The sequence below is a fragment of the Anaerosporobacter mobilis DSM 15930 genome, assembly GCF_900142955.1.
GTDB classification, from domain to species: domain Bacteria; phylum Bacillota; class Clostridia; order Lachnospirales; family Lachnospiraceae; genus Anaerosporobacter; species Anaerosporobacter mobilis.
This window is the reverse complement of record NZ_FRCP01000011.1, coordinates 86,151-110,370: the sequence shown is the minus strand read 5'-3', so window position 1 is coordinate 110,370 and position 24,220 is coordinate 86,151. Positions and strand designations below refer to the sequence as shown.

4 protein-coding genes are annotated in these 24,220 nt (G+C 32.8%); 2 read left to right on the top strand and 2 right to left on the bottom strand.

The features are described from left to right. The first annotated feature begins 29 nt into the window (after nt 1-29). The gene (locus BUB90_RS11080) at nt 30-164 is read left to right on the top strand and encodes a GntR family transcriptional regulator (RefSeq protein WP_084139207.1); all 135 of its coding nucleotides are present in this window, start codon (nt 30-32) and stop codon (nt 162-164) included. A 107-nt stretch (nt 165-271) separates the two neighbouring features. Continuing rightward, nucleotides 272-1,189, top strand: coding sequence for a hypothetical protein (locus tag BUB90_RS23270; RefSeq protein WP_139241746.1), 918 nt, complete (start codon nt 272-274; stop codon nt 1,187-1,189). A gap of 127 nt (nt 1,190-1,316) precedes the next feature. On the opposite strand, the gene BUB90_RS11070 is transcribed toward BUB90_RS23270, so the two are convergent. Together BUB90_RS11070 and BUB90_RS11065 are read right to left on the bottom strand one after the other, a co-directional pair. Further along, nucleotides 1,317-23,468, bottom strand: a complete 22,152-nt coding sequence (locus BUB90_RS11070; protein ID WP_073287652.1) for a non-ribosomal peptide synthetase — start codon at nt 23,466-23,468, stop codon at nt 1,317-1,319. A gap of 29 nt (nt 23,469-23,497) precedes the next feature. Then, nucleotides 23,498-24,211: a thioesterase II family protein gene (locus tag BUB90_RS11065; RefSeq protein ID WP_073287650.1), complete on the bottom strand. Its 714-nt coding sequence runs from the start codon at nt 24,209-24,211 to the stop codon at nt 23,498-23,500. Between the last annotated feature and the right edge of the window lie 9 nt (nt 24,212-24,220).

Genomic DNA, 24,220 nt, shown 5'->3' with positions numbered 1-24,220 from the left:
GCTAACCCTTATAGATAAGGAGGAATTACATGCTTCTGTCACTTGACTTTTCCAGTGATATTCCTATCTATCAGCAGATTAGGAATCAAATAATTATCGCTATCTCTGATGGCAAATTACTCCCTGGTGACCAATTACCAACGATACGAAATCTTGCAGATTAATCAGGAATTAATATGATGACTGTTAGTAAAGCCTATCAACTATTAAAGCAAGCAAGTATTGGTTTTTACCAGCTATAGTATTAACCTGTATACCAATCATTATTGATTTGAGTATAATTATAAGCAAAGATTCTAATCTGTTATCCCTTGCCACGACTACATTGGTTGGATTAGTAACCTTCCTATGCCCTTTCTTGTTTCATATTGCATATAAGACAAAACAAGAAATTGTTAGTCAAGATTCTTTACGCAATCAAACCCTAACAAGAATTCGTCGATATAACTTTGGTAAATGCTTTATCGGTCTATCATATACCAACGCTGTATACACAATCTTATTTTGTCTGTATATTAATCACTATATAGATAGTATTATTCTCTTCTTAACTATTACCTTACTCTATACTTTCTTTCTATTATGGTGGGTACTTCGCGCCGAGTTTAAGGTTCGTTTAGCCCAACAACAATTCAGTATACAGTCAGAGGATTCTTTGACTACAGATGAAGATTGTTATTGGATCTATGGATTGCTTTATTACAATCCCAACGATAAGCATTTGATAGTACAAAAAAGAGTAGGGTTAGGAGCGGATATGAAATACGCAAAACCCGCAGGCAAAGTTCTCACCGTTTTCATAGCACTAGTTATATTAGCTATGCCAATCTCTGCCATTGGAATAATTCAAAGTGAATTTTCACCCTTACTACTAACCATTGATGAAGATAGCATCACAGCCAAACACTTTCATACCACCTATGACATAGACTTTGATGATATTAAGACAGTTGAAACATGGGATGAATTACCTGATATCTCAAAAGACAATGGAACTGGTTTCTCTACTCTTTGTAAGGGTACTTATAGCATATCCGGAAATGGTTCTTGTACCGTATGTTTTAATCCACAAAATCACCTTTTCATCATGATCACTAAGAAAAATGGTAAAAAATATGTCTTCAGCAGTTCAACAGATGAAAAGACATACGAAGTATATAATAGACTTGTTACTAATGTATCTAATTAAAAGATAAATGAAACAGAGCTATTACAAAATGGTTTTCTTAACCGTTTCGTAACAGCCCCGTTATTGAGAGTGATGCAAATGATTTCGAAAGCAATCATTTGCATCACTCTCTTTCTTTTTGTATAAATTAATAATTAAATATTACTGAGCTTGTACTTATGAGTTGGTTGAACATATTACCCATAAAATCCATATCAATTTGTACATTATTGCTTGAAAATTCCAAAACAATTTTCTTACTGATATCTACACTTAATATAATATCGTAAAGATTCTTTTCATCTGTACACGTATTGGTATTAAATTTTAACAATACAGTAACAGAAGTATTTTGATCGTAATTTTTAGTAGCTGACTCCAATGTATATGTTATTTGCTGACTGGATTTCTTAACTTCTAGTACATTTAACAGCATACTATTTAAGTTCGTCTGATTCTTTAAATCAATATCTAGGGTATAGTATTTTCCAACTTCCTCTTGACAATGTAAAACAATATGTTCCTCAATCGAATTTTGCTTCAATACAAAAGCAAACACTGTTATGAGAATGTTTTTTAATTCAATCACGTCTTCTACTTCATTCAATATACTGTTCGTAGCTTCCTCTGTATATTGATATTGCAACTTTCCATTACTTATATCTTGTACATCTGTTCTAAAACTTGTATCTTGTAGCACAATTCCCTTTAATAAGATTTTATTACTTTTATATTCAATTGCTTCAGCTAATTTAATAATTGATGGATTTGCAAAAATCTCTGTGATTGAGATTGCTCCTGGATATATTTCTTCTAATTTGTTATGCATACTAATTAGCAAAATAGAGTTTCCACCAATTTCAAAAAAGTTATCATAAATATTAATATCTCCCATTTCAAGTACCGTCTTCCAAATTTCATGAATATTTTTTATAACCGTTGTCATTTGAACATCTGGTTGTTCTGGTTTTTCCTTATAAAATTCTTGCAAACTTGGTAGTTTTTCTTTGTTGATCTTTCCATTTGCTGTAAGTGGTAGTTCGCTTAATGGATAGTATATTGTTGGTAACATATAGATTGGTAAAAATGTAGCAAGAAATGATTTTATTTCTTTTGAATCAAGTTCTTTACTCGCTACATAATACAAAACAATTCTTTTATCTCCAGAATTAGCTTCCCATATCATAGCAACGCATTCGGAGATTTCTACATGTTGCAATGCAGCTTGCTCTATTTCTCCTATTTCTACACGATTACCACGTATTTTTACTTGATTGTCTAATCTACCAATATACTCAATATTTCCGTCTTCTCTCCACCTTACTATATCTCCAGTTAAATACATTTTATTGCCTGGTTCAAATGGATTTTCAACAAATTTTTCCTTAGTAAGTTCCTCATTATGTATGTATCCTCTAGCCAAATTCTCACCGGATACAGCTAATTCTCCACAGATACCGATTGGTACTAAACTATGATATTTATCAATAACATACGCTCTGACATTATCAATTGGCTTACCAATAGGTATATTACTGTTTTCAGCATTAACCCAATAATTTGTGGATACTACTGTATTTTCAGTCGGTCCATAATTATTAACTAGTCGATAATTCGTAGGAACATATTTTCTAAGTTTGTCTCCTCCCGTCAATAAAGTACGTAAAGACTTGTTTGGTAAAGTAATAAACTGCTCACAAATTTGTGTTGGCAGAAAACTGATTGATATATTATTCTCCTCAAAATATTGGTTTAGACCTTGTATGTTCATTCGTAAGTCACTATCAATTACATGTATCTGTGCTCCCACAACAATATAAGGGAATATCTCCCATACAGAAGCATCAAATCCAAACCCTGCATATTTTGTACTACAGTCATCACTTGTAACTTCATATTCACGGTTATGCCAGTTTACAAGATTTACAATATTGTGATGTTCAATCATTACACCTTTTGGTTTTCCAGTCGAACCAGATGTGTAAATAACATATGCCAAATCAGAAGGTTGATTGATTATTTGTATATTTTTTGATTCTTCTAAAAGCTCATCATTAATGCATACACTCTTACCTGTGTAGTCAATTGTTCCCACTAGATGTTCTTGGGTTACAAGAATCTTTGCTCCACTATCCTGTAGCATATATTCAATGCGATCCTTCGGATATGATGGATCAATTGGCAAATAGGCTGCACCCGAGAAAAGTATCCCAAAAATTCCCACCAGAATATCATTGGATTGTTCCATCATAATACCTATTATATCTTCTCGTTGAACCCCTTGATTCCTCAAATAATTAGCAAGTTGATTTGCCGAATCCCTAAGTTGAGCATACGTAATCTTAGTATTCTTATACACACTAACTACAGCATTTGGTGTTAAATTTGCTTGTTTCATAAACATCTCACAAATAGTACACGAATCGGAACAACTCATTGACTGGCTATTAAACTGATGCAATACTTTATCTCTTTCTTCCGCTTTGATTATATCAATTTCTTTTATCTTCTGATTTTCATCTAGCAAAATAGATTGTATGACATCAAGAAAACTATCCATTATTTTTTGAATTGTTTCTTCCATAAACAAGTCCGTGCAGTAGCCAACACTTAAATCATATTCATTGCTTTCAGAATCACTAATATAAAAGGTGAGGTCAAACTTCTGACTTTCAAACTTATGCTCTACTGGTTTCATAAAGACATTATCAATGTTTAGTTCCACAGAATCATTATTCTGGTAGGAAAACATAACATCGAACAATGGATTTCTAGAGATATCTCTCTTTATCTCCAATATATCAATTAAGTCATCGAATTGATATTCTTGATTTTCATATGCACGTAAAGCAGTCTCTTTTACCTCCTTAAGAAAATCAAGATACGATTTCTCTCCATTAATATCTCCACGTAACGCTAACGTATTAACAAAAACTCCTACTAAATTTTCCACTTCACTATTTGTTCTTCCATAGACCGGACTTCCAATGATAATATCCTTTTGATTACTGTATTTTCCTAAAGTAATCATAATAGCGGAAGTAAATATCATAAACTCTGTGGTTTGACTTTTCTTTGAAAACTCAATTAATCGCTGTCTCGTGTTACTATCAATAACACGATTTAGTATATTACCTCGAAAGCTCTGAATCTCACCCCGTTTATAATCATATGGCAACTCTACTATAGGAATATCACCTTCAAATTCTTTCAACCAATATCTTTTTTGTTTCTCAATATTGCATTGCTGTAACCATATACAATAGTCTTTATATTGGATATTAAGTTTAGGCAATGTTTTTTTAGAATATAAATTGGATAATTCTTTAAATATAATGGACATACTCATTCCATCAGATATAATGTGATGCACATCTAAGAACAAGTAATACTGTTCTTTATATTGAACAATCTTAAGGCGAATCAATCCTCCCTCTACAAATTCAAATGGACGAACAAATCTCTTTAATAGATCTTCTACATTGAAATCTTCCACAACTTCATATGTAAACTCACATTCTATATTACCATCTACCTCTTGAACGGCTTCATTCTCTAACATATAGAATCGTGTTTTACATACTTCATGGCGATTTGTCAGCTCATGGAATGCACTTTGTAATCGTATAATATCTAGCTTTCCAACAACTTCATAAACCTGTGGCATATTATAAGCTGTGTGCGTACTATCTAATTGACTTACTACAAATATACGCTTTTGGGCTGAACTCATAGGATAATACTCTCTTTGTTCTTCTTTGCCCACGGCTATTTCTTCCATTACATCGTTTTTGTTTGAAATATATGTTGCTAATTCTTCTACCGTTGCATATTCAAATATATCCCTTAATTCTAAACGTATACCTAATTCTTCCGCTATTTTGTTAATAACTTTCATTGCTTTTAACGAATGTCCACCATTTTCAAAGAAGTTATCCGAAATACCAATCTTTGAAACTTGTAACACCTTACCCCATATCGCAACAAGACTCTTCTCAACATCTGTGACTGGCTCTCTATACCCATTATTGATATCAATAGGAATTTCAAGTAATGCTTTTACATCTAATTTTCCATTTTGATTTAATGGTAATACCTCTACCTCACTGATATATGTTGGTATCATATACTCTGGCAATATGTTTTTCAAATTCTCTTTTACTGGTATTTCAAGATTTTTATCATTTTTCACGATAAATGCGCATATTCTTTTATCTCCCATGCTATCTTCTTTTATTATGACAGCGCAATCACTAATTCCTGAAATATTATTAATTACTGTTTCGATCTCCGCTAACTCAATACGAAATCCTCGAATCTTAACTTGTTGATCCATTCTACCAAGGAAATCAATTGTACCATCTGGAAGCCATTTTGCTAAATCTCCTGTGCAGTACATCTTACCTTCGCCAAATGGATTTTGTATAAATACCTCTTTTGTTAATTCTTCATGATTTAGATACCCTAGTGCTAGTCCATCTCCTGTTGTACATAATTCTCCTGGCTCATTAATTCCACATAACTTGCGATTTGTATCAACAATATACACCTGAGTGTTAGCAATCGGTGTTCCAATGGTAATTCTCTCAAACTGATCAGGTATTAAATAAGTTGTTGTAAAGGTTGTGTTTTCTGTTGGTCCATACCCATTAATTAGATTCGTATAGTTATTATTTTCTTTGAAAATCTTAACATGTTTCTCAGAAAGTTTTTCTCCACCAATTAAGAGGTATTGCAAAGAATCAAGTACATGTAAATCTATCTCCACCACCTGATTAAATAACATCGCTGTTAACCACATCGTATTAACACCATATTTAATTATAGTAGATTTTAATACATCAGCCTTAGCAAATACTTCTGTCGGAACCAATACTAACGTTCCACCATTTAGTAAAGCCCCCCATACTTCAAAAGTAGAAGCATCAAAAGCCATATCCCCAGTCTGTAAGATTACTGTATCATGATTCAGCGTAACGTAATTCGTATTTTTTACAAGCCTAACTGCACTCTTGTGTTCAACCATAACGCCTTTTGGTCTTCCAGTTGTTCCAGACGTATAGATAACATATAATAAGTTGTTTGGTTGAGCACTACGTTGTTTTAATTCTATTGAATTACTTAAATAAGACTCATCTAACAAATCAAGGATTGGTATGTTCGTAACTATATCTGTCTTATATTTCATTATAACTTTTGGATTACAATCTTGTAATATGGATTGTACTCGCTGCATTGGATATCTTGTATCAATAGGCACGTATGCGGCACCTGTCTTAATAATCGCGCAAATTGCAATAATAGTCTCAATGCTTTTTCTTGCAAAAATAGCAACTAAATCGTTACTTACAACTCCCATTTGTATTAGTTGGTTTGCTAAACTATTGGATTTTATATCTAACTCTTCATAAGTAAGTTGAATGTCTCCACTAATTACAGCAACCGAATCTGGATATAATTTTACCATCTCTTCCAATATATCATCAACCGATTTATCAACTAGATATGCTGTCCTAGTATCATTAAATACATTACATATTAACTGTTCTTCCTTATCACTAATTTTCTTAATGTCTTGTATTAATTGAAGTGGATTGGCAAGTATCTTTGTAAGTATCGTATGTAAACGATCCAACATAATTGTAATGGTTGTTTCCTTAAACAAGTCAGAACGATATCCCAAATCTATCGTACATGAATCCTTTGTTTCACTTGCTGTAAACGTTAAGTCAAATTTCTCATCACTATAGTTAGTTGGTATATCTACTATTTCTAATCCCTCTACTGTAAGATCCAACTTTTCATTATTCTGCATAACAAACATTACATCGAATATAGGATTTCTTGATACTTCTCTCTTAATGTCTAAATCTTCTAGTAAACTATCAAACGGATACTCTTGATTCTCAAATGCTTTTAAAGCCTTACTTCTAATAGTATGTAGGAATTCTATATATGGTATTTCTAACTTTGGTTCCCCGTGCATAACAACTGTATTCACAAACATTCCAAGCATTTTTTCTGTTTCTTTATGCGTTCTTCCTGACATTACAGTTCCTAACAGTAAACTTTCTTGCCCGCTGAATGTAGAAATAGTAATCATAATAGCTGATAGCATAACCATATACGAAGTTACATTATTATTACTACAAAATTCGTCCAAGCTTTGTTTTAATTCCGCAGAAAAATTGATTGCTGTTCTTGCACCAGTCGAAGATTGTATTCTAGTTCTAGGATAATCATAAGGTAAATTTAATTCTGTCAAGTTGTCCCGTAACTCACTAATCCAGTATTCTTTCTGATTTTGTAAATCACGTTTTTGAACCCATTCACTGTAATCTTTATATTGATATGCTCCTTGTTCCACTGTTTCTCCGACATAGGATTGGAATAATTCCTTCCAGAAAATATTCATGCTCATTCCATCCGAGATAATATGGTGCATATCAAATAACAGATAGTATATGTTATCCACTTTATTTATTTCTACACGTAACAAAGATTCTTTACCTAAAGCGAAAGGTTGTACAAAGTTTTTTAATCTATTTTCATTCTCCTCCTCGCTAAGTTCTTGATAAGTGAATACTAGTGTGCCCTGTTCATGAACTTTTTGCATTAATTCCCCATTGATCATCTGAAAACTTGTTCTAAGTATTTCATGCCTTGCAATCATATCTTCTAATGCATCTTTTATTCTTAGTACGTCAAATACACCACTAATTGTTAAAAATCTAGGCATGTTATACACAAGACTATTAGGGCTAATATTACTTACCAAATAAATTCTACGTTGTAGAGAAGACATAGGATAATATTCTTTTATAATTGCCCGTTGTAATTGCTCATATTCTCCTTTTCCCGCTTTGACAAGCTCTGCAATTGAATCAATGGTTGCATTTTCAAAAATATTCTTTAATGTAAGGTGAATCCCAGTCGCTTCTTCTATTGCGTTAATCATACGCGTAGCCCTTAGAGAATGCCCTCCTAACTCGAAGAAATTATCATAGACTCCCACATCTTTAAGACTCAGTATTTCCATAAAAATTGATGCAATTATTCTCTCAAGTTCAGTTCTTGGTTTCACATAGGTCTTATCTTTACAAAATTCAATCTCAGGTAAGCGTCTTCGATCAAGTTTTCCATTTATCGTTAATGGTAATTCTTCTAACTGTACAATCTGCATTGGTATCATATATTCCGGTAAAATCTTTCGTAATTTTCCCTTCATATCTTGTACATCTAGTTTACTCATCATAACAACATAAGCGCAGATTACTTTTTCTTGGTTTTCCAATATTCTTACAATAATAGCAACATCCTCGACATTTTCTTCTCTTCGAATAACGGTTTCGATTTCTGATAATTCAATACGAAATCCTCGAATTTTTACTTGTTCGTCTATTCTACCTAGATATTCAATATTTCCATCAGGAAGCCATCTTACTAAATCACCCGTATGGTACATAAGCCCATCACCAAACCGATTTGGTTCATATTTTTGGGAGGTTAATTCCTCATTATTGAGATAACCTATTGATAAACCATCCCCTGTCGTACAAAGTTCTCCTGGTATTCCAATACCACATAACTCCTTATTCTCAATAACATACACTTGCGTATTTGCTATTGGTTTACCAATTGGAATCTTATCCATGCAATCTTTAATCTCGTATGTTGTTGTAAATGTTGTATTTTCCGTTGGACCATATCCATTAATCAAATGAATCTTTTTATTTCTCTTCTTTAGGATATTAACATGTTTTTCTGATAATTTTTCTCCACCTATTAATAAATAGTTTAGTCCATCAAATATGCATGCATTTGTTGAAATCATTTGATTATATAGAGATGCCGTGACCCACATTGTGTTAATTTCTTTATTGTTAATTTCATCAACTAATAATTTATCATTCGTTATAATGTCATTTGAAACAATATCCAACATTCCGCCATTGAGTAATGCACCCCAAATTTCAAATGTAGAAGCATCAAATGCTAAAGAGCCCGTTTGTAAAATTCTATTCTTTTCAGTCAATTCTATATAGTTTGTATTTTTTATCAATCGAACTACATTCTGATGGGATATCATAACACCTTTTGGATTACCAGTTGTACCAGATGTATAAATTAAGTAAATTAAATCATTCGATTTATTATGATTAACATATTCTGCTTCTGGATATAAATCAATTTCATGTAATCGTATGATTGGTATATCGATTTTAATCGTATTTATTTCATTAACTTGTATAAAGAATTTTGGTGTACAATCTTCTAACATAAATTGCACACGATCGGCAGGATAATTAAAATCAATTGGAACATAAGCAGCACCAGCCTTAACAATTCCTAAAATTCCAATTATGGTATCAATGGTTCTCTCAACTCCAATAGCAACGAAATCATTAGCAACCACCCCTTTTTGAACTAGCATCATTGCTAACTTATTAGCACGTAAGTTAACTTGATTGTACGTCAATACGGCGTTACCAGATACAAGTGCAACTGCATTCGGAGTTCTTTTCACTTGTTCTTCAAATAACTCTCCTACACTTTTATCCTTTGGATACTTGGTAGTATTCTCATTAAATACTTTTGTAATCTTCACCTTTTCCCTAGCATCTACAGGACTAATCTCCTCCAATTTGGAATTACAGTTAGTTAAAGCATTCGTAAGGATTGTTTGATAATGTAATAACAATTGTTCCATACTCACCTTTTTGAAGATATCCGTGCTATAGTTTAAAACTATATTATATCCCTCCTTCGTCGGGGACACACAGAATGTAATATCGAATTTCTCAATATTAATTTCTGATTCACAACCTGCAAGACAGAACTCTTCAGTTGAAAGCTTCAATTCCTCATTATTCTGGTATACAAACATAACATCAAATAAAGGATTTCTTGATATATCTCTTTGAATATTCAGTTCTTCTACCAATTCTTCGAACGGATATTCTTGATTTTCATTCGCCGCCAAAACGATTTCCTTCAACTCCTTCAGGTAATCCAGAAATCTCTTTTCTTTTTCTGGTTTTGTTCTTAAGGCAATCGTATTGACAAACATTCCAAGCATATTCTCTGTGTCCTTATGCGTTCTACCTGCAATTGGACTACCCACCACAATATCCTCTTGTCTACTATATTTACTTAACAATAATGTAAAACAAGCTAATAGAACCATATATTCCGTAGTATTTGTATTTTTACATAATTCTACTATTTTCTCTCTTACTTCTTTTCCAAGTTTCAATCTAGTTTCTTTTCCACTAAAAGTTTGAATCTGTGGTCGTTGATAGTCAAGAGGAAAGTCTAATACCGGAATTTCATCAGAGAATATATCTTTCCAATAGTTTCTTTGCATAGCAAGATCTCTACCGTTCATCCACTCACTATAATCCTTATATTGTACTCTTAATGGAGCTAATTCCTTCCCTTCATATAGAGCAAATAATTCATCAAATAAGATTCCTGCACTCATTCCATCAGAAATTATATGATGCATATCTAACATGATATATTGTTCTAACTGAATAGTAACAACTTGCATTCGTATCAAAGGAAGTTGTTCTAGTACAAATGGTCTTACAAAATTCTGTATAGAATCCTTTAAATCTGTATTACAAGTAACTTCAGTGAACTCTACGATTTCTTCAGTCTTGGTTTCTTGACATAATTGTCCCTTTTTCATAATAAAAACGGTACGCAATATTTCATGTCTTTGTATTAATCTTTGAAGTGCCAATTTTAGTTTTTGTGCATCTATCTTTCCTGTTGTTACTTTCATGATATAAGGCATGTTGTAACTTAGACTCTTTGTATTGATTTGATGAATCATATACATTCGTTTTTGAGCAGACGACATGATATATTGTTCCTTTTCCTCTGATGTAGGAATCGCTTGATAATTATCCACTTGTATACCATCCATAAAGTCTGCAAGCAATTTTACCGTAGAATGCTGGAATACATCTTTTAAAGTAATTCGAACATTCATTAGTTGTTCTAATTCATTAATAACTCGAATTGCTCGTAAGCTATGACCACCTAATTCAAAAAAGTCGTCCAGTCTTGATACCTTATTGATGTTTAATACATTGGAAAATGTATGGGCAACTTTTTTCTCTGTTTCCGTTATCGGTTCCATATATTCCTTAACACTATAAACTTCGACCACTTCTAACGCTTTTCGATCTAACTTACCATTCTTTGTTGTTGGTAATTGTTCAAGATATGTAATATAAGAAGGTATCATATAATCTGGTAATTTTGTTCTTAACTCTTCTTTAAGTTGGTAACTATCTTCCATACCATTTGAAACAATGTAAGCATATATCCTCTTATCACCCTTACTATCTTCACGGACAGTTACTGCACTTTCACTTACATACTCAAGTCCATTGATGACAGTTTCAATCTCTGTCAATTCTACCCTAAAACCTCTGATTTTGATTTGCTCATCCAATCTACCTAAATACTCAATATTGCCATCAGGAAGCCATCTTGCCAAATCGCCAGTACGATATAATACCTCTTCCCCAAACATATTTGGTATGAATTTATCCTGTGTTAATTCAGGCATATTCAGATATCCTCTTGCAACTCCGGCTCCTGCTGCACACAATTCACCAGGTACACCTATTCCACACAATTTGTCAGAATTATTCAGAATATAAACCTTCGTATCATTAATCGGCAGGCCAATTGGAATTCGTTCAAATGTAGTCGGAATCTTATAAGTTGTTGTAAATGTCGTATTCTCTGTAGGACCATATCCATTAATAAGTATTGTACTTTGGTTATGTCGTTTAAACTGTTTTACATGCCTTTCTGAAAGCTTTTCACCACCAATCAAAAGATATGTTAATGAATCAAATACCGTACAATCTAATTCTACCATTTGATTAAATAACGTAGACGTCAACCACATAATATTTACATTATTTTGAGTAATCATTCTATGTAGGGACTCCGGTTTCATTATTACATCCATATCAGCTAATATAAGCTTTCCGCCGTTTAACAACGCGCCCCAAACCTCAAATGTTGATGCATCAAACGCCATTGCTCCCGTTTGCAAAATAACACTATTTTCATCTAATTGAATAAAACTTGGTTGGTTTACTAGATGTATAATGCTCTTATGCGCAATCATCGTTCCTTTAGGATTCCCCGTTGTACCTGATGTGTAAATAATATATGCAAGGTCATTTGATAAAATCGTTTGGTTACTCTTCTTCGTTTCCCCTATCCAAGTACTACTACTTTTTAAATCAATTACTGGAACCATACCCGTATACTCTTGATCATATATAAGAACTACCTTTGGATTACAGTCATTTAGGATATAATTGATTCTTTCTTCTGGATAACGTGTATCAATTGGAACGTAGGCTCCTCCAGCTTTTAACACTGCACAAATACCAATCACCATCTCAATACTTTTTTCTGTTAACAGTGCGACTGACTCATTGTTTTGAACACCAAGAGCACGTAATTTTGTAGCAAGCATGTCTGAATAGTAATCTAAGTCCTGGTATGTAATTTGCTTATCTTGGTATACAACAGCACATTGTCTTGCATGAAGTTTTGCTTGTTCTTTCAGCAAATCAGGCACTGTTATATTATGATTCAGCACGTCTCTCCTATTATTAAATGTCTGGATACAAAGTTTCTCTTCCTCAGTTATTTCCTCAATCTCTCCAATACATAATTGTGGACTTTGAGATAATTCACGAAGAATATGAATATACTGCTTAATTAAATTCATAATGGATTCTTGTTTAAACAAATCAGAACAGTACTCAAATATAAGTTCATATTCGTCATTCTTATGTAGTACTATAACTGTTAGGTCAAATTTAGATTCCTTATGTGTATCATCTACTTTCACATCATCCTTTAATAAGCTTTTGTATTCTTGATTAACACTCTCATTATTTTGTAATACAAACATAATATCGAATAACGGATTCCTAGAAATCTCTCTCTTCACATCCAAATCTTCAATCAAGCTATCAAATGGATACTCTTGATTTTCAAACACATTTAAACAAGTGGTCTTGACCTCTTCTAAATAGGAAATGTATTCTTTTTCTGGATTAGGTTGTGTTCTAATTGCCAAGGTGTTTACAAACATACCGACAATATTTTCTGTATCTTTATGTGTTCTCCCCGCTACTGGACTGCCGATAATAATATCTTGTTGTCTACTATACTTGGATAATAGAATACTTAAACCACTGAATAGAACCATATATTCCGTTGTATTCGTTTGTTTTATTAGCTTCTTTATCTGACTCTTCACATCAGATGATATTCTGTATTTTATTGAGTTTCCTCTAAAACTTTGTGTAGAAGGTCTTGGGTAGTCTAATGGTATGTCTAGGACAGGCAGGTCATCAACGTATTGATTCATCCAATATGATTTTTGTGAAGATAGATCTCTTGTTAACATCCATTCACTATAATCCTTATACTGAATAGGAATGTTCTCTAAGCTTTCCCCTTCGTACAACTGTATTAACTCTCGCTGAATTATACCCATACTCATACCATCAGCAATACTGTGATGTACATCAATAAATACTTCTGTATTGTCTATGCTAGTGGTTACAGCCTTAAAACGTATCAGTGGTGCTTTATGTAAATCAAAGGGACGAACAAAGTTATGATATAGTTCTGCGATAGTAGATTCCTGAACATCTACTTTCTTTATATCCGCATATTCAATATCCAATACGGGTTCATTATGAATAATCTGTACAAGAGAACCTTCTACAACAGCAAAGCTTGTACGAAGCGCATCATGTCTTATGGTTAGCTGCTCTACAGCTTGCTTAAATCTTTCTTTTACAAAGTCACCTGATATCCTTAAAATACCTGAAATATTATAAGCTACTTTTGTGTCATCCACTTGACTCGCCATATACATACGCTTTTGTGCAGATGACATATCATAATATTCCTTATCAGAAGCAATTGGTATTCCTTCATACGTATCTTTCAAACATGTTTCTAGTAGCCTAGCAATTAACTCTGGAGTTGTATTAATAAATAAATCCTTTAATCGCAATCGTATTCCTGTTTTTTCCTCCAGGTTGTTTACTAGTTTTGTTGCTTTTAAGGAATGTCCACCAAGTTCAAAAAAGTTATCCCGAATACCAACCGTATTAAGACACAAAATTTCTTTAAATGCGCTACATACAAGTTCTTCATATTTGTTCCTTGGTATAAATTCAGTGTCTAATCTTGTTATTTCAATATTTGGTAACTTTTCTTTATCTGTCTTTCCACTTCGAGTGACCGGAATCGCATCAATTTGCATCATAAATGCTGGTATCATATAATCAGGTAATGTTTTTCTCATAGTATTCTTTATTTCATCAATATCAACTTCTGTATTAGAAACTAAGTAAGCATATATCACATTATCCCCACTTGCATCAACCTTAGTTAACAGAACCAAATCCTGTATATATTCAATTTTTCGAATAACACTCTCTATTTCACCAAGCTCAATACGAAATCCTCTTATCTTAACTTGCTCATCTATTCTTCCTAAATATTCAATATTACCATCTGGTAACCATCTAGCTAAATCTCCAGAGCGATACATTTTTCCATCGCCAAATAGATTATTACAGAACTTATTATTCGTTAATTCTGGCAAGTTTAAGTATCCTCTTGCTAAACCATCACCAGTAATACATAACTCTCCAGGAATACCAACACCGCATAATATATCTTCTTCAACTATATAAAGTTTACAATTGGATATAGGCTTTCCAATTGGAATATTATGTGGGATAGACATCTCCTTCTCATATTCCCAATGGGTTGCAAGAACGGTATTCTCCGTTGGTCCATATGCATTAATAAATCTAACTTTATTTTTGTAAGCGTCAATTATCTCTGGATTTGCAGCTGATCCACCAGTTGTAAGTACACGTAATCCATCTATCTTGATTTGTGCACAAAATTGTGGTGGCAATAGTGTTACAGTCACTTTGTGTTCCTCTACATAATTCTTAAAACTTACTAAGTCTGTAATGATTTCTTTCGGTATTAAACACAAGGTTGCTCCAAGTAATAACGATATTGTTAATTCCCATACCGAAGCATCAAATATAGTATTGGCAAATTGTAAAACAACATCTTGCTCGGTCATTGCGTAAAGATCATTCAAATAGGTGCCCATTGATATTACACCTTGATGTTCTATCATAACTCCTTTTGGATTTCCTGATGTACCAGAAGTATAGATTAAGTACATTAAGTCTGTTGGTTTATTTACGATACTCAAATTATCATATGGACCTACCCATAACTCTTGTTTTTCTAAATCAATTACCAAAAGTTCCGTTTCCAGCTCTACCTGATAAGTTAAAACCATTTTTGCACTACTATCTTGTAGCATATAATCAATTCTTTGTTTTGGATATGTTGGGTCAATTGCTACATACGCAGCTCCTGCCTTTATGATAGCAAGGATACCCTCTACCATTTCAATACTTCGTTCAGCAATAATAGCTACAAATTCATCTGGTCTTACCCCTAACTTGCGAAATCGATACGCTAAACTATTCACCCTTTCATTTAATTCCTTATATGTTATACTCTCATTTTCAAAAGTGATAGCAACTTGATCAGGCGCTTTTTCAACATTTTTCTCAAACAACTCAATTACAGACATATCCCGTGGATATTCTTTTGCGGTATTATTAAATTCATTTAATATAATCTGTCTTTCTTGGAAATTTGCTGTTCCTACACTTCCTAATTCTATGTCTGGATTTGTTAGAACTTCATATAGTACATGCTTAAAATGTTTTATTATATATATAATTGTATCCTCTTTAAATAAAGCAGTACAATATTCAACTAACATAACATAGCCATTTCGACATTCTCCAACACTAATAGAAATATCAAATTTCGATACTTCATGATCTAATTTTTGAATCGTCTGTAAATCTTTTTGGCAAAACATATCATCATAAACCGCATTATTTTGAACGGCAAACATAATGTCGAATAATGGATTTCTTGACATATCACGATTTACACATACTTCTTCTACAAGTTCTTCAAAAGGGTATTCTTGATTGTCATAAGCAGCAAGACAAGTTTCCTTTATCTCTGCTAGAAAATCATTATAAGATTTTGTTTTTTCAACACAACCTCGCAAGGCAAGAGTATTAACAAACATACCTAGCATCTTTTCTGTATCATGATGATTTCTACCAGAAATTGGACTTCCAACAACAATATCCTTCTGTCTACTGTATTTACTTAAGAGTATCATGGTAACACTAAGTAAAACCATATAGTCCGTAGTCCCCGTTTTTAAAGCTAACTCTTTCATCATAGCCGTTAATTCCGGTTCTATGTATGCTTGTAACGCGGCTCCTTCAAAGGATTGTGTCGCAGGTCTAATAAAATCTAATGGAAGATTAAGTACAGGTGTATCATTTTCAAATTGGTTTAGCCAATATTCTTGTTCACTTGATAAATCTCTTGTTCTTAACCATTCACTATAATCTTTATAGTGTAATGTAACAGTTTCTAACTTGTCTCCATTATAAAGACGGATAAATTCCTCTTTTAGTATCTCAATACTAACACCATCTGAAATAATATGATGTGTATTAAAAATCAAAAAAGTTTTATCTCCCCGATTTACCGTACAAACACGTAACAATGGTGCCTCTTCTAAATTAAATGGCTGGTTGAAATCTGCTTGTAGTTGCTTGATATCTGTATCCGTATCTTCTATTATAGAGTATAGTATCTTTGCCTCCTCTTCAATTAGCTGTACTGGTTCCCCACCTATAATCTTAAAGCGGGTACGTAAGGTCTCATGTCTTTTAGTAATTTCCGTTAACGCTTCTTTTGCACAATCATGATTAAAATCACCATGGAAAACAACCGTATCCTGTATGTTATACACGGTATTCTTTTCATTCAATTGATTTAGTAAAAAGATTCTTCTTTGTGCAGATGACATAAGATATGCTTGTTGCTTGTTCGCAACTGGAATGGACTCTTGCTTTGTATTATGTTGATTGTTCACTAGTATTGCAATATTTTTAACACACCTTGCTACGAATATATCCTTAAGTGGAACACGTATACTTAATTTTGCTTCTATTTGATTCACTAATTTGGTAGCGCTTAAGGAGTGCCCACCTAGTTCAAAAAAATTATCTTCTATACCAATTTTATCAACATGTAATATTGTCTCAAAAATCTCACATAATACAGATTCTAGTTGATTTTTAGGTGCAACATAATGATTAGTTGATACAATATCAATACTTGGTAATGCTCGTTTATTCAATTTTCCATTGCTGTTAACAGGTATTTCTTTGATTTGTGCAAAACGTGCAGGAATCATATAATTAGGTAGTTCTCTACTTAATTTCCCTCTGATATCTTCCAGGTCAATTGGCTCATTTGCTACAAGATAAGCTGCTAGATATTTCGTTCCGTTATCATCGTTTGCTATAACTGCAACATCACTTATTCCATCAATATTTTTTATATTCGCTGCTACTTCGCCAAGTTCAACACGAAAACCCCGAATTTTAACCTGTTCATCAATTCTTCCTAAATATTCAATATTTCCATCACTAGACCAGCGTGCTAAATCTCCGGTACGATATAGTCTCATTGTATCAATCAAGCTATCTTGAAATTTTTCTACGGTAAGAACTGGCTGATTTAAATATCCACGTGCTAATCCAACCCCTGAAATACACAATTCTCCAGGAACTCCAAAACCACAAGGTAATATACCATCTAATATACGTATCTGTGTATTAGCAATTGGCTTACCTATTGATACTGTTCTTGTCGTTATATCTTTTGTATAAATATAATCGCAACATCCTACTGTACTCTCTGTTGGTCCATATTCATTATGAATTTTTATATGTTCTCCGAATTGTTCCAAGCACATCTGTACCACATCAGTAACTAATTCTTCTCCACCCAAGATTAAACTTTGAAGATTATTAAGTTTCTCTGTCTGCGTAAGAGCTACCGCTTCCTTAAGATGAATTGGAGTTAATTTAATTATAGTCAATTCTTGATTTCTGAATATTTTATCAATATCAACATCAATTGTATTGTTATATACAACAAGTTTACCACCAAAACAAAGAGGTAAGAAAATACTAGTTACCGTTAAATCAAAACTTGGATTTGTAAATAAAGGCATACAAATTCTATGATCTACATATGCTTCTTTAGCATAGGTTATATAATTGGTTAAGGATTGATGCTCAATCATAACCCCTTTTGGTTTTCCCGTTGTTCCTGATGTATAAATAATATAAGCTAGATTTTCTTTCGACACGGAACACTTTATATTATCAATACTCTGAACTTCCGACCCATAGCAATCAGGGTACAGAATAGGTTCTGTTACCTCCTCAAGACATAGGTCAGCATATTGTTCTTTATTTGTTAGAAGAATTGCTTTTGGCTCACAATCATCTATCATAAAACGTTTGCGTTCATTTGGATACTGTATATCAATTGGCACATAGGCAGCACCCACTTTTAAGACTGCTACTATGTCTATAATGAGTTCTATGCGCTTTTCTGCTAGAATTGCTACTTTATCCTCAATTCCAACTCCATAATTTTGTAACTCCATTGCTGTATGATTGGCATACACATTCAACTCTTCATATGTGAGTTTACACCCCTCATCCTCCAATACAATACCTTTTGGATTTGCTAATACTTGTTCCTCAAACATTTGAATAACTGTCTTGCTATCTGGATACTCTACCGTTGTTTGATTAAACTTAGATATCACTAACTCCTCTTCATCTGATGTCATCATATTAATTTGTTCAATCTTTTGATTTATATTATTTATCATATTAAGTAATACCATCTTAAAATGAGACAACATAGTCTGAATTGAACTTTCATGAAACAAATCAGTCGAATAACTGATGCCTGTATAATAAGAATCTTCTAGTACATCCACATGAATAGTAAAATCAAATTTTTCATTCTCATAATTTGGTTCACAATGTTCAAGTGTCAAATTCTTGGAAGTTAGTTGCACTTTATCATAATTTTGATAGACAAACATTACATCAAAAAGTGGATTTCTAGAAAGATCAGTATGGATATCTAATTCTTCCACTAGTTGTTCGAAAGGATATATTTGATTCTCATAAGCTTTTAGTGTTTTATCCTTAACACTATTCAATAGTTCTAACACTGTACTTTCTTTTTTAGGTTTCGCCCTCAATGCTAGGGTATTAATAAAAACTCCCATCATACTCTCTAGGTCTTTCGTTGTTCGACCCGAGATAGGACTGCCCACAATAATATCATCTTGCCTACTGTATTTTCCTATTAGTATCATCACTGCTGTTAAAAAAATCATGTACTCTGTCGTCCCAGTTTTTTTACCTATCAGTGCAATTTCTTTCTTAATATCTTCACCAAATGTTGTTGTCACTAACCTACCTTTTTGGCTCAACTTAATTGGTCTAGGAAAATCATAAGGGAAATCAAGAATTGGAATATTTTCATGAAATTCTTTTATCCAATATTCTTTTTGCTTAGATAAATCTTGAGTTCTTAACCATTCACTATAGTCTTTGTATTGTAACTCATTGTTTGGAAGTTCAATACTATTATAACTTTTTAATAATTCATCAATGAAAATCGTCTGACTAACACCATCAGAAACAATATGATGCATATCTATAAAAATATACTGTCCCTCTTTTGATTCCACAATTTTCATGCGAATCAGAGGTAGCTTATCCAATACAAATGGATAAACAAGTCGACTGCTTAATTCTTCAATGCAACTTTTTGTTTCAATGTATTCTACATCAACAACCGGATTGCTTTCGATTGTTTGTTTCATATTACCATCAATCATACAGAATTTTGTTCTTAATATCTCGTGTCTAATTAAAAGATTTGTATAAGCTTCTTTTATTTTATCTATATCAAGCACAGATTCCTTTACTTTTAATAAATATGGCATATTATACGATATACTAGTAGGTTCCATCTGGTAAGCAAAATACATTCTTTTTTGTGAAGATGACATAGCATATGCTTCTTGAATTGATGCCTTTTGAATAAACGTATGCTGTGTTTTATCGTTATTTACTATCTCCTGTGAAATTGCAAGAATTGTTGGATTATCAAAGAAATATTTTAATGGTATTTTATAACCGATTTCAATATCAATAAGATTAATTACGCGCATTGCTCGTAAACTATGTCCACCAATTTCAAAAAAGTTATCTGTAATACTAACCGTATTACGATTGAGAACTTTTTCAAATATCATACATAATTTTTCTTCTGTCTCATTACGTGCAGCCACATATTCGACTTTACTTTTTTCATAAATCATTGGTAATTTTCGTTTATCTAGTTTTCCATTGGTCGTTATTGGTATCTGCTCAATTATCATCATATAATTAGGAACCATATACTCTGGTAATTTTGCTTGTAACGCTAACCGTACTTGCTCTAACTCAATTTCCCTCGTTGGGACAATATATGCAAACAGATTATTCTCTCCACTATCGTCCTCTCTACTAATGACTACCGCATCACTAACTCCAGCTACACTACAAATCACTCTTTCGACTTCAGAAGTTTCGACCCGGAATCCTCGAATCTTTACTTGTTCATCCACACGTCCAATAAAATCCAAATTACCATCTGGCAACCATCTGGCTAAGTCACCAGAACGATATACTTTCCCCTCTGCATATGGATTATCAATAAACTTTTCTTGTGTTAAAGCATCATTATTTAAGTATCCCTTAGCAAGTCCAACACCACCAATGCATAACTCACCAATCATACCTATCCCACATTGTTTTACTCCATCTAGAATATATATGCTCATATTGTCTTCAACAAAACCAATTGGAATAATAGATCCATGTTCTTTTTCTATCAAATTGCTTGTTGTAAATACAGTTGCTTCCGTAGGTCCATACTCATTGTATATCTCAATTTTGTTTCCCAGTCGTTCATATGCTACATCTACAACTTTACTTTCTAATTTTTCCCCACCAAGAACAATACATCGTAAATTCTTTGGTGCCTTTAACCTATTATTCTGACACAATGCCTTAAGCAAGGAAGGTGTTAACTTCACTAAGACTATTTCGTCATTTGTAAATATTTCTTCAATTCCTTGTTCTGCAGTTTCATAAATATAACACTTACTTCCAAACGACAGCGGTGCTAGTATGGACGGTACAGATAAATCGAAAACAGGATTTGTAAATAAAGGGGTAACACCTACTTTTCCCTTATAGAATCGCTCTTTAACTATAAAAAGATGATTAACAACCGAAGTATGGCTAACAACAACTCCCTTGGGTTGACCTGACGTTCCTGATGTGTAAATAATGTAAATTGGATCATCGGGACTATTCATTCGACTAAGATTTGAACTGTCTCCGTTATACTGCTTATCATCGTATAATGGAATGATTGGTACATTCGTCCTCTGTATCTCAGACTCCGTACAAGTTAAAATAGCTGTCGGTTTACTATCTTCAATAATAAATTCAATTCGATCTTTAGGATACTTAGGATCAACTGGTATATACGTTGCTCCTGACTTCATCACTGCATAGATGCCAATTAACAATTGAATACTTCGTTCCGCTAAAATCACAACAGAGTCATTATTCTTTACACCTAATGCCATTAATTTTCTAGCCATTTGGTTCGCTTTTTTATTTAATTGCTCATACGTTATTATCTGATTTTTAAAACTTGCAGCAATATTCAATGGATTTTTTACTGCTTCATGTTCAAATAGTTCTTGAACACAAAGATCCGTCGGATACGTTTTTTGGGTTGCATTGAATGTATTAAGAATACAATGCAATTCTTCTCGTGTAATTAACTCAATATCTTGTATTCTATGATCTTGCTCTGTTAATACATAACTCAATATCTTTTCAAATCTTTGTAACAGAAGATTTATTTCTTTTTCACAATATAGGGAAGGCTTATACATAATACTTAACTCTAACGCATTGTCCTGTGTGTTCATAAAACCATCATTTGTAAAAGATGCTTTAAAAGAAATACCATAATTAGTTTGCTCACGTGCAGATTCCATCTTAATATCGAAACCCTCTATCCCATTATGGTAAGCCTCTGTATCAACATAATAATTTTCAAATACGAATAAAGTCTTGATGAAATTTTTACCCAAATCTGTACAATCTTGAATATCAGCCAAAGAATTAAAGATATAAGAAGTACTCTCAATAGAATCATACATCATATTATCAAGCAATTCCTTAATGGTTGTTTCTTCATTGACTTTAGCTCTTACGGGTATAGTATTAATAAATAAACCAACTATTTCATTTATATTCCTAATATCAGCATTTCTTCCAGATACTACTTTACCAAAAACAACATCATCTATTCTGTTATATTTTTGTAGCAATATCCCCCACGTAGCTTCCAAATATGTACTTATGGTAATTTTTTGTTCTTTACTTATTTTCTGAATATGTTCACACAGCTCTTGCCTCACATAAAAATTTTGAGACATAACTTGTTCTTCAGTGTTTTTTGCAATACCAAGTGGAATGATATCGACGTCACTATGATAATCCTTTAAATACGAATCCCAATACGCCAACCCCTCTTCTTTGTCTTGCCCACTATGCCATTTTAAATACTTTGCATAACTTTGTGTGCTTGAATTATCCCCCTTAATTTCTTCTACTAACTTCCCTTTTGTAACTCCATTACGTAATTTATCATAGAAACACATAAAATCCTTAAGTATTATAGAGAAACACCAACCGTCCATAATAATATGATGAAAACACCATAGCATTTTAAACGTGTTCTCTTCCATCTTTACCACCGTTACCCTCATTAGAGAGTCAACTGATAAGTCAAATCCTCTTGTAATATCCGCTTCTTTAATTTCCTCAAATTTAGTTTCTTTTTCTATCTCTATAGATAAATCGATAAACTGTGTTTCTAAATTTCTCTCTGCTAAGATGACGAAACGGGGTTTTACTACCTTTTTATATAAGAAAGTTGCTCGTAAAGCATCATGCTTAACTGCAAGTAATGAAATCGCCTCATTAAGCTTTTCATAATCTAAATTACCTGCTACAAACAAAACTGATTGAATGACATAACTAGTAGATTTTTCATCTAAGTTCTTATAAAATAACATTCCTTCTTGCATAGAAGTCAATGAATATATTCCTTCCACTTGATTACTTATCTCTTTTTTCATAACTTACGACCTCCCCTACTCTATTGACATTAAAGTATACCAATAACTTGCATAAGTTCCTCATTAACTACATTTACTACTTTTGTTACATTTTCATTAATAAAGAAATGTGTTCCTTCAAATGGAATCAACTTAAATTCTCCACTAGTTACTTCTCTCCACGATTCTATATCTGTAATTTGTAACGTATCATCACTTTCACCATAGAATACAACTACCGGAACCACAATCTTATCTTCTCGATTATCAAACTTATACTCTTCATAAATGCGAAAATCAGCCCGTATTAATGGAACAAAGATATCATATAACTCCTTATTTTCAAATACGGCTTTTGTATTTACATCATAATTAAGTACAACATTAATAAATTGATCATCCGGTAATTGATATCTCTTAGTTTCGCCACAGAGAAGTTGTGGTGCCTTTGAAGCAGAAAAGAATATTTTTATTGGTAAACGAAATCCCTTATCAACTAGTTTATAGTAAACATCATAAATGATTCTGGCGCCTAAACTATGTCCAAAAAAGGCATAATCGCAATCACCTGCATCATGAATAATAATCTCTGATAGTTCCTCAGCCGCCTCATCAACGTCTTTATAAAAATCGTCTTTCATTCTTCTTCCTCTACCAGCTAATTCTAAAGGCACTATTTCAATTCCTTCATTAACTATTCTAGTCCATTTGGAATAAATAGTAGCAGATGCTCCCGAATATGGTACGCAGTACAATTTAAGCATTATAGCTCC

Coding starts and splice junctions, on each gene's coding strand:
- BUB90_RS11080 (WP_084139207.1), top strand. CDS start 30: ATGCTTCTGTCACTTGACTTTTCCAGTGATATTCCTATCTATCAGCAG.
- BUB90_RS11070 (WP_073287652.1), bottom strand. CDS start 23,468: ATGAAAAAAGAGATAAGTAATCAAGTGGAAGGAATATATTCATTGACT.
- BUB90_RS11065 (WP_073287650.1), bottom strand. CDS start 24,211: ATGCTTAAATTGTACTGCGTACCATATTCGGGAGCATCTGCTACTATT.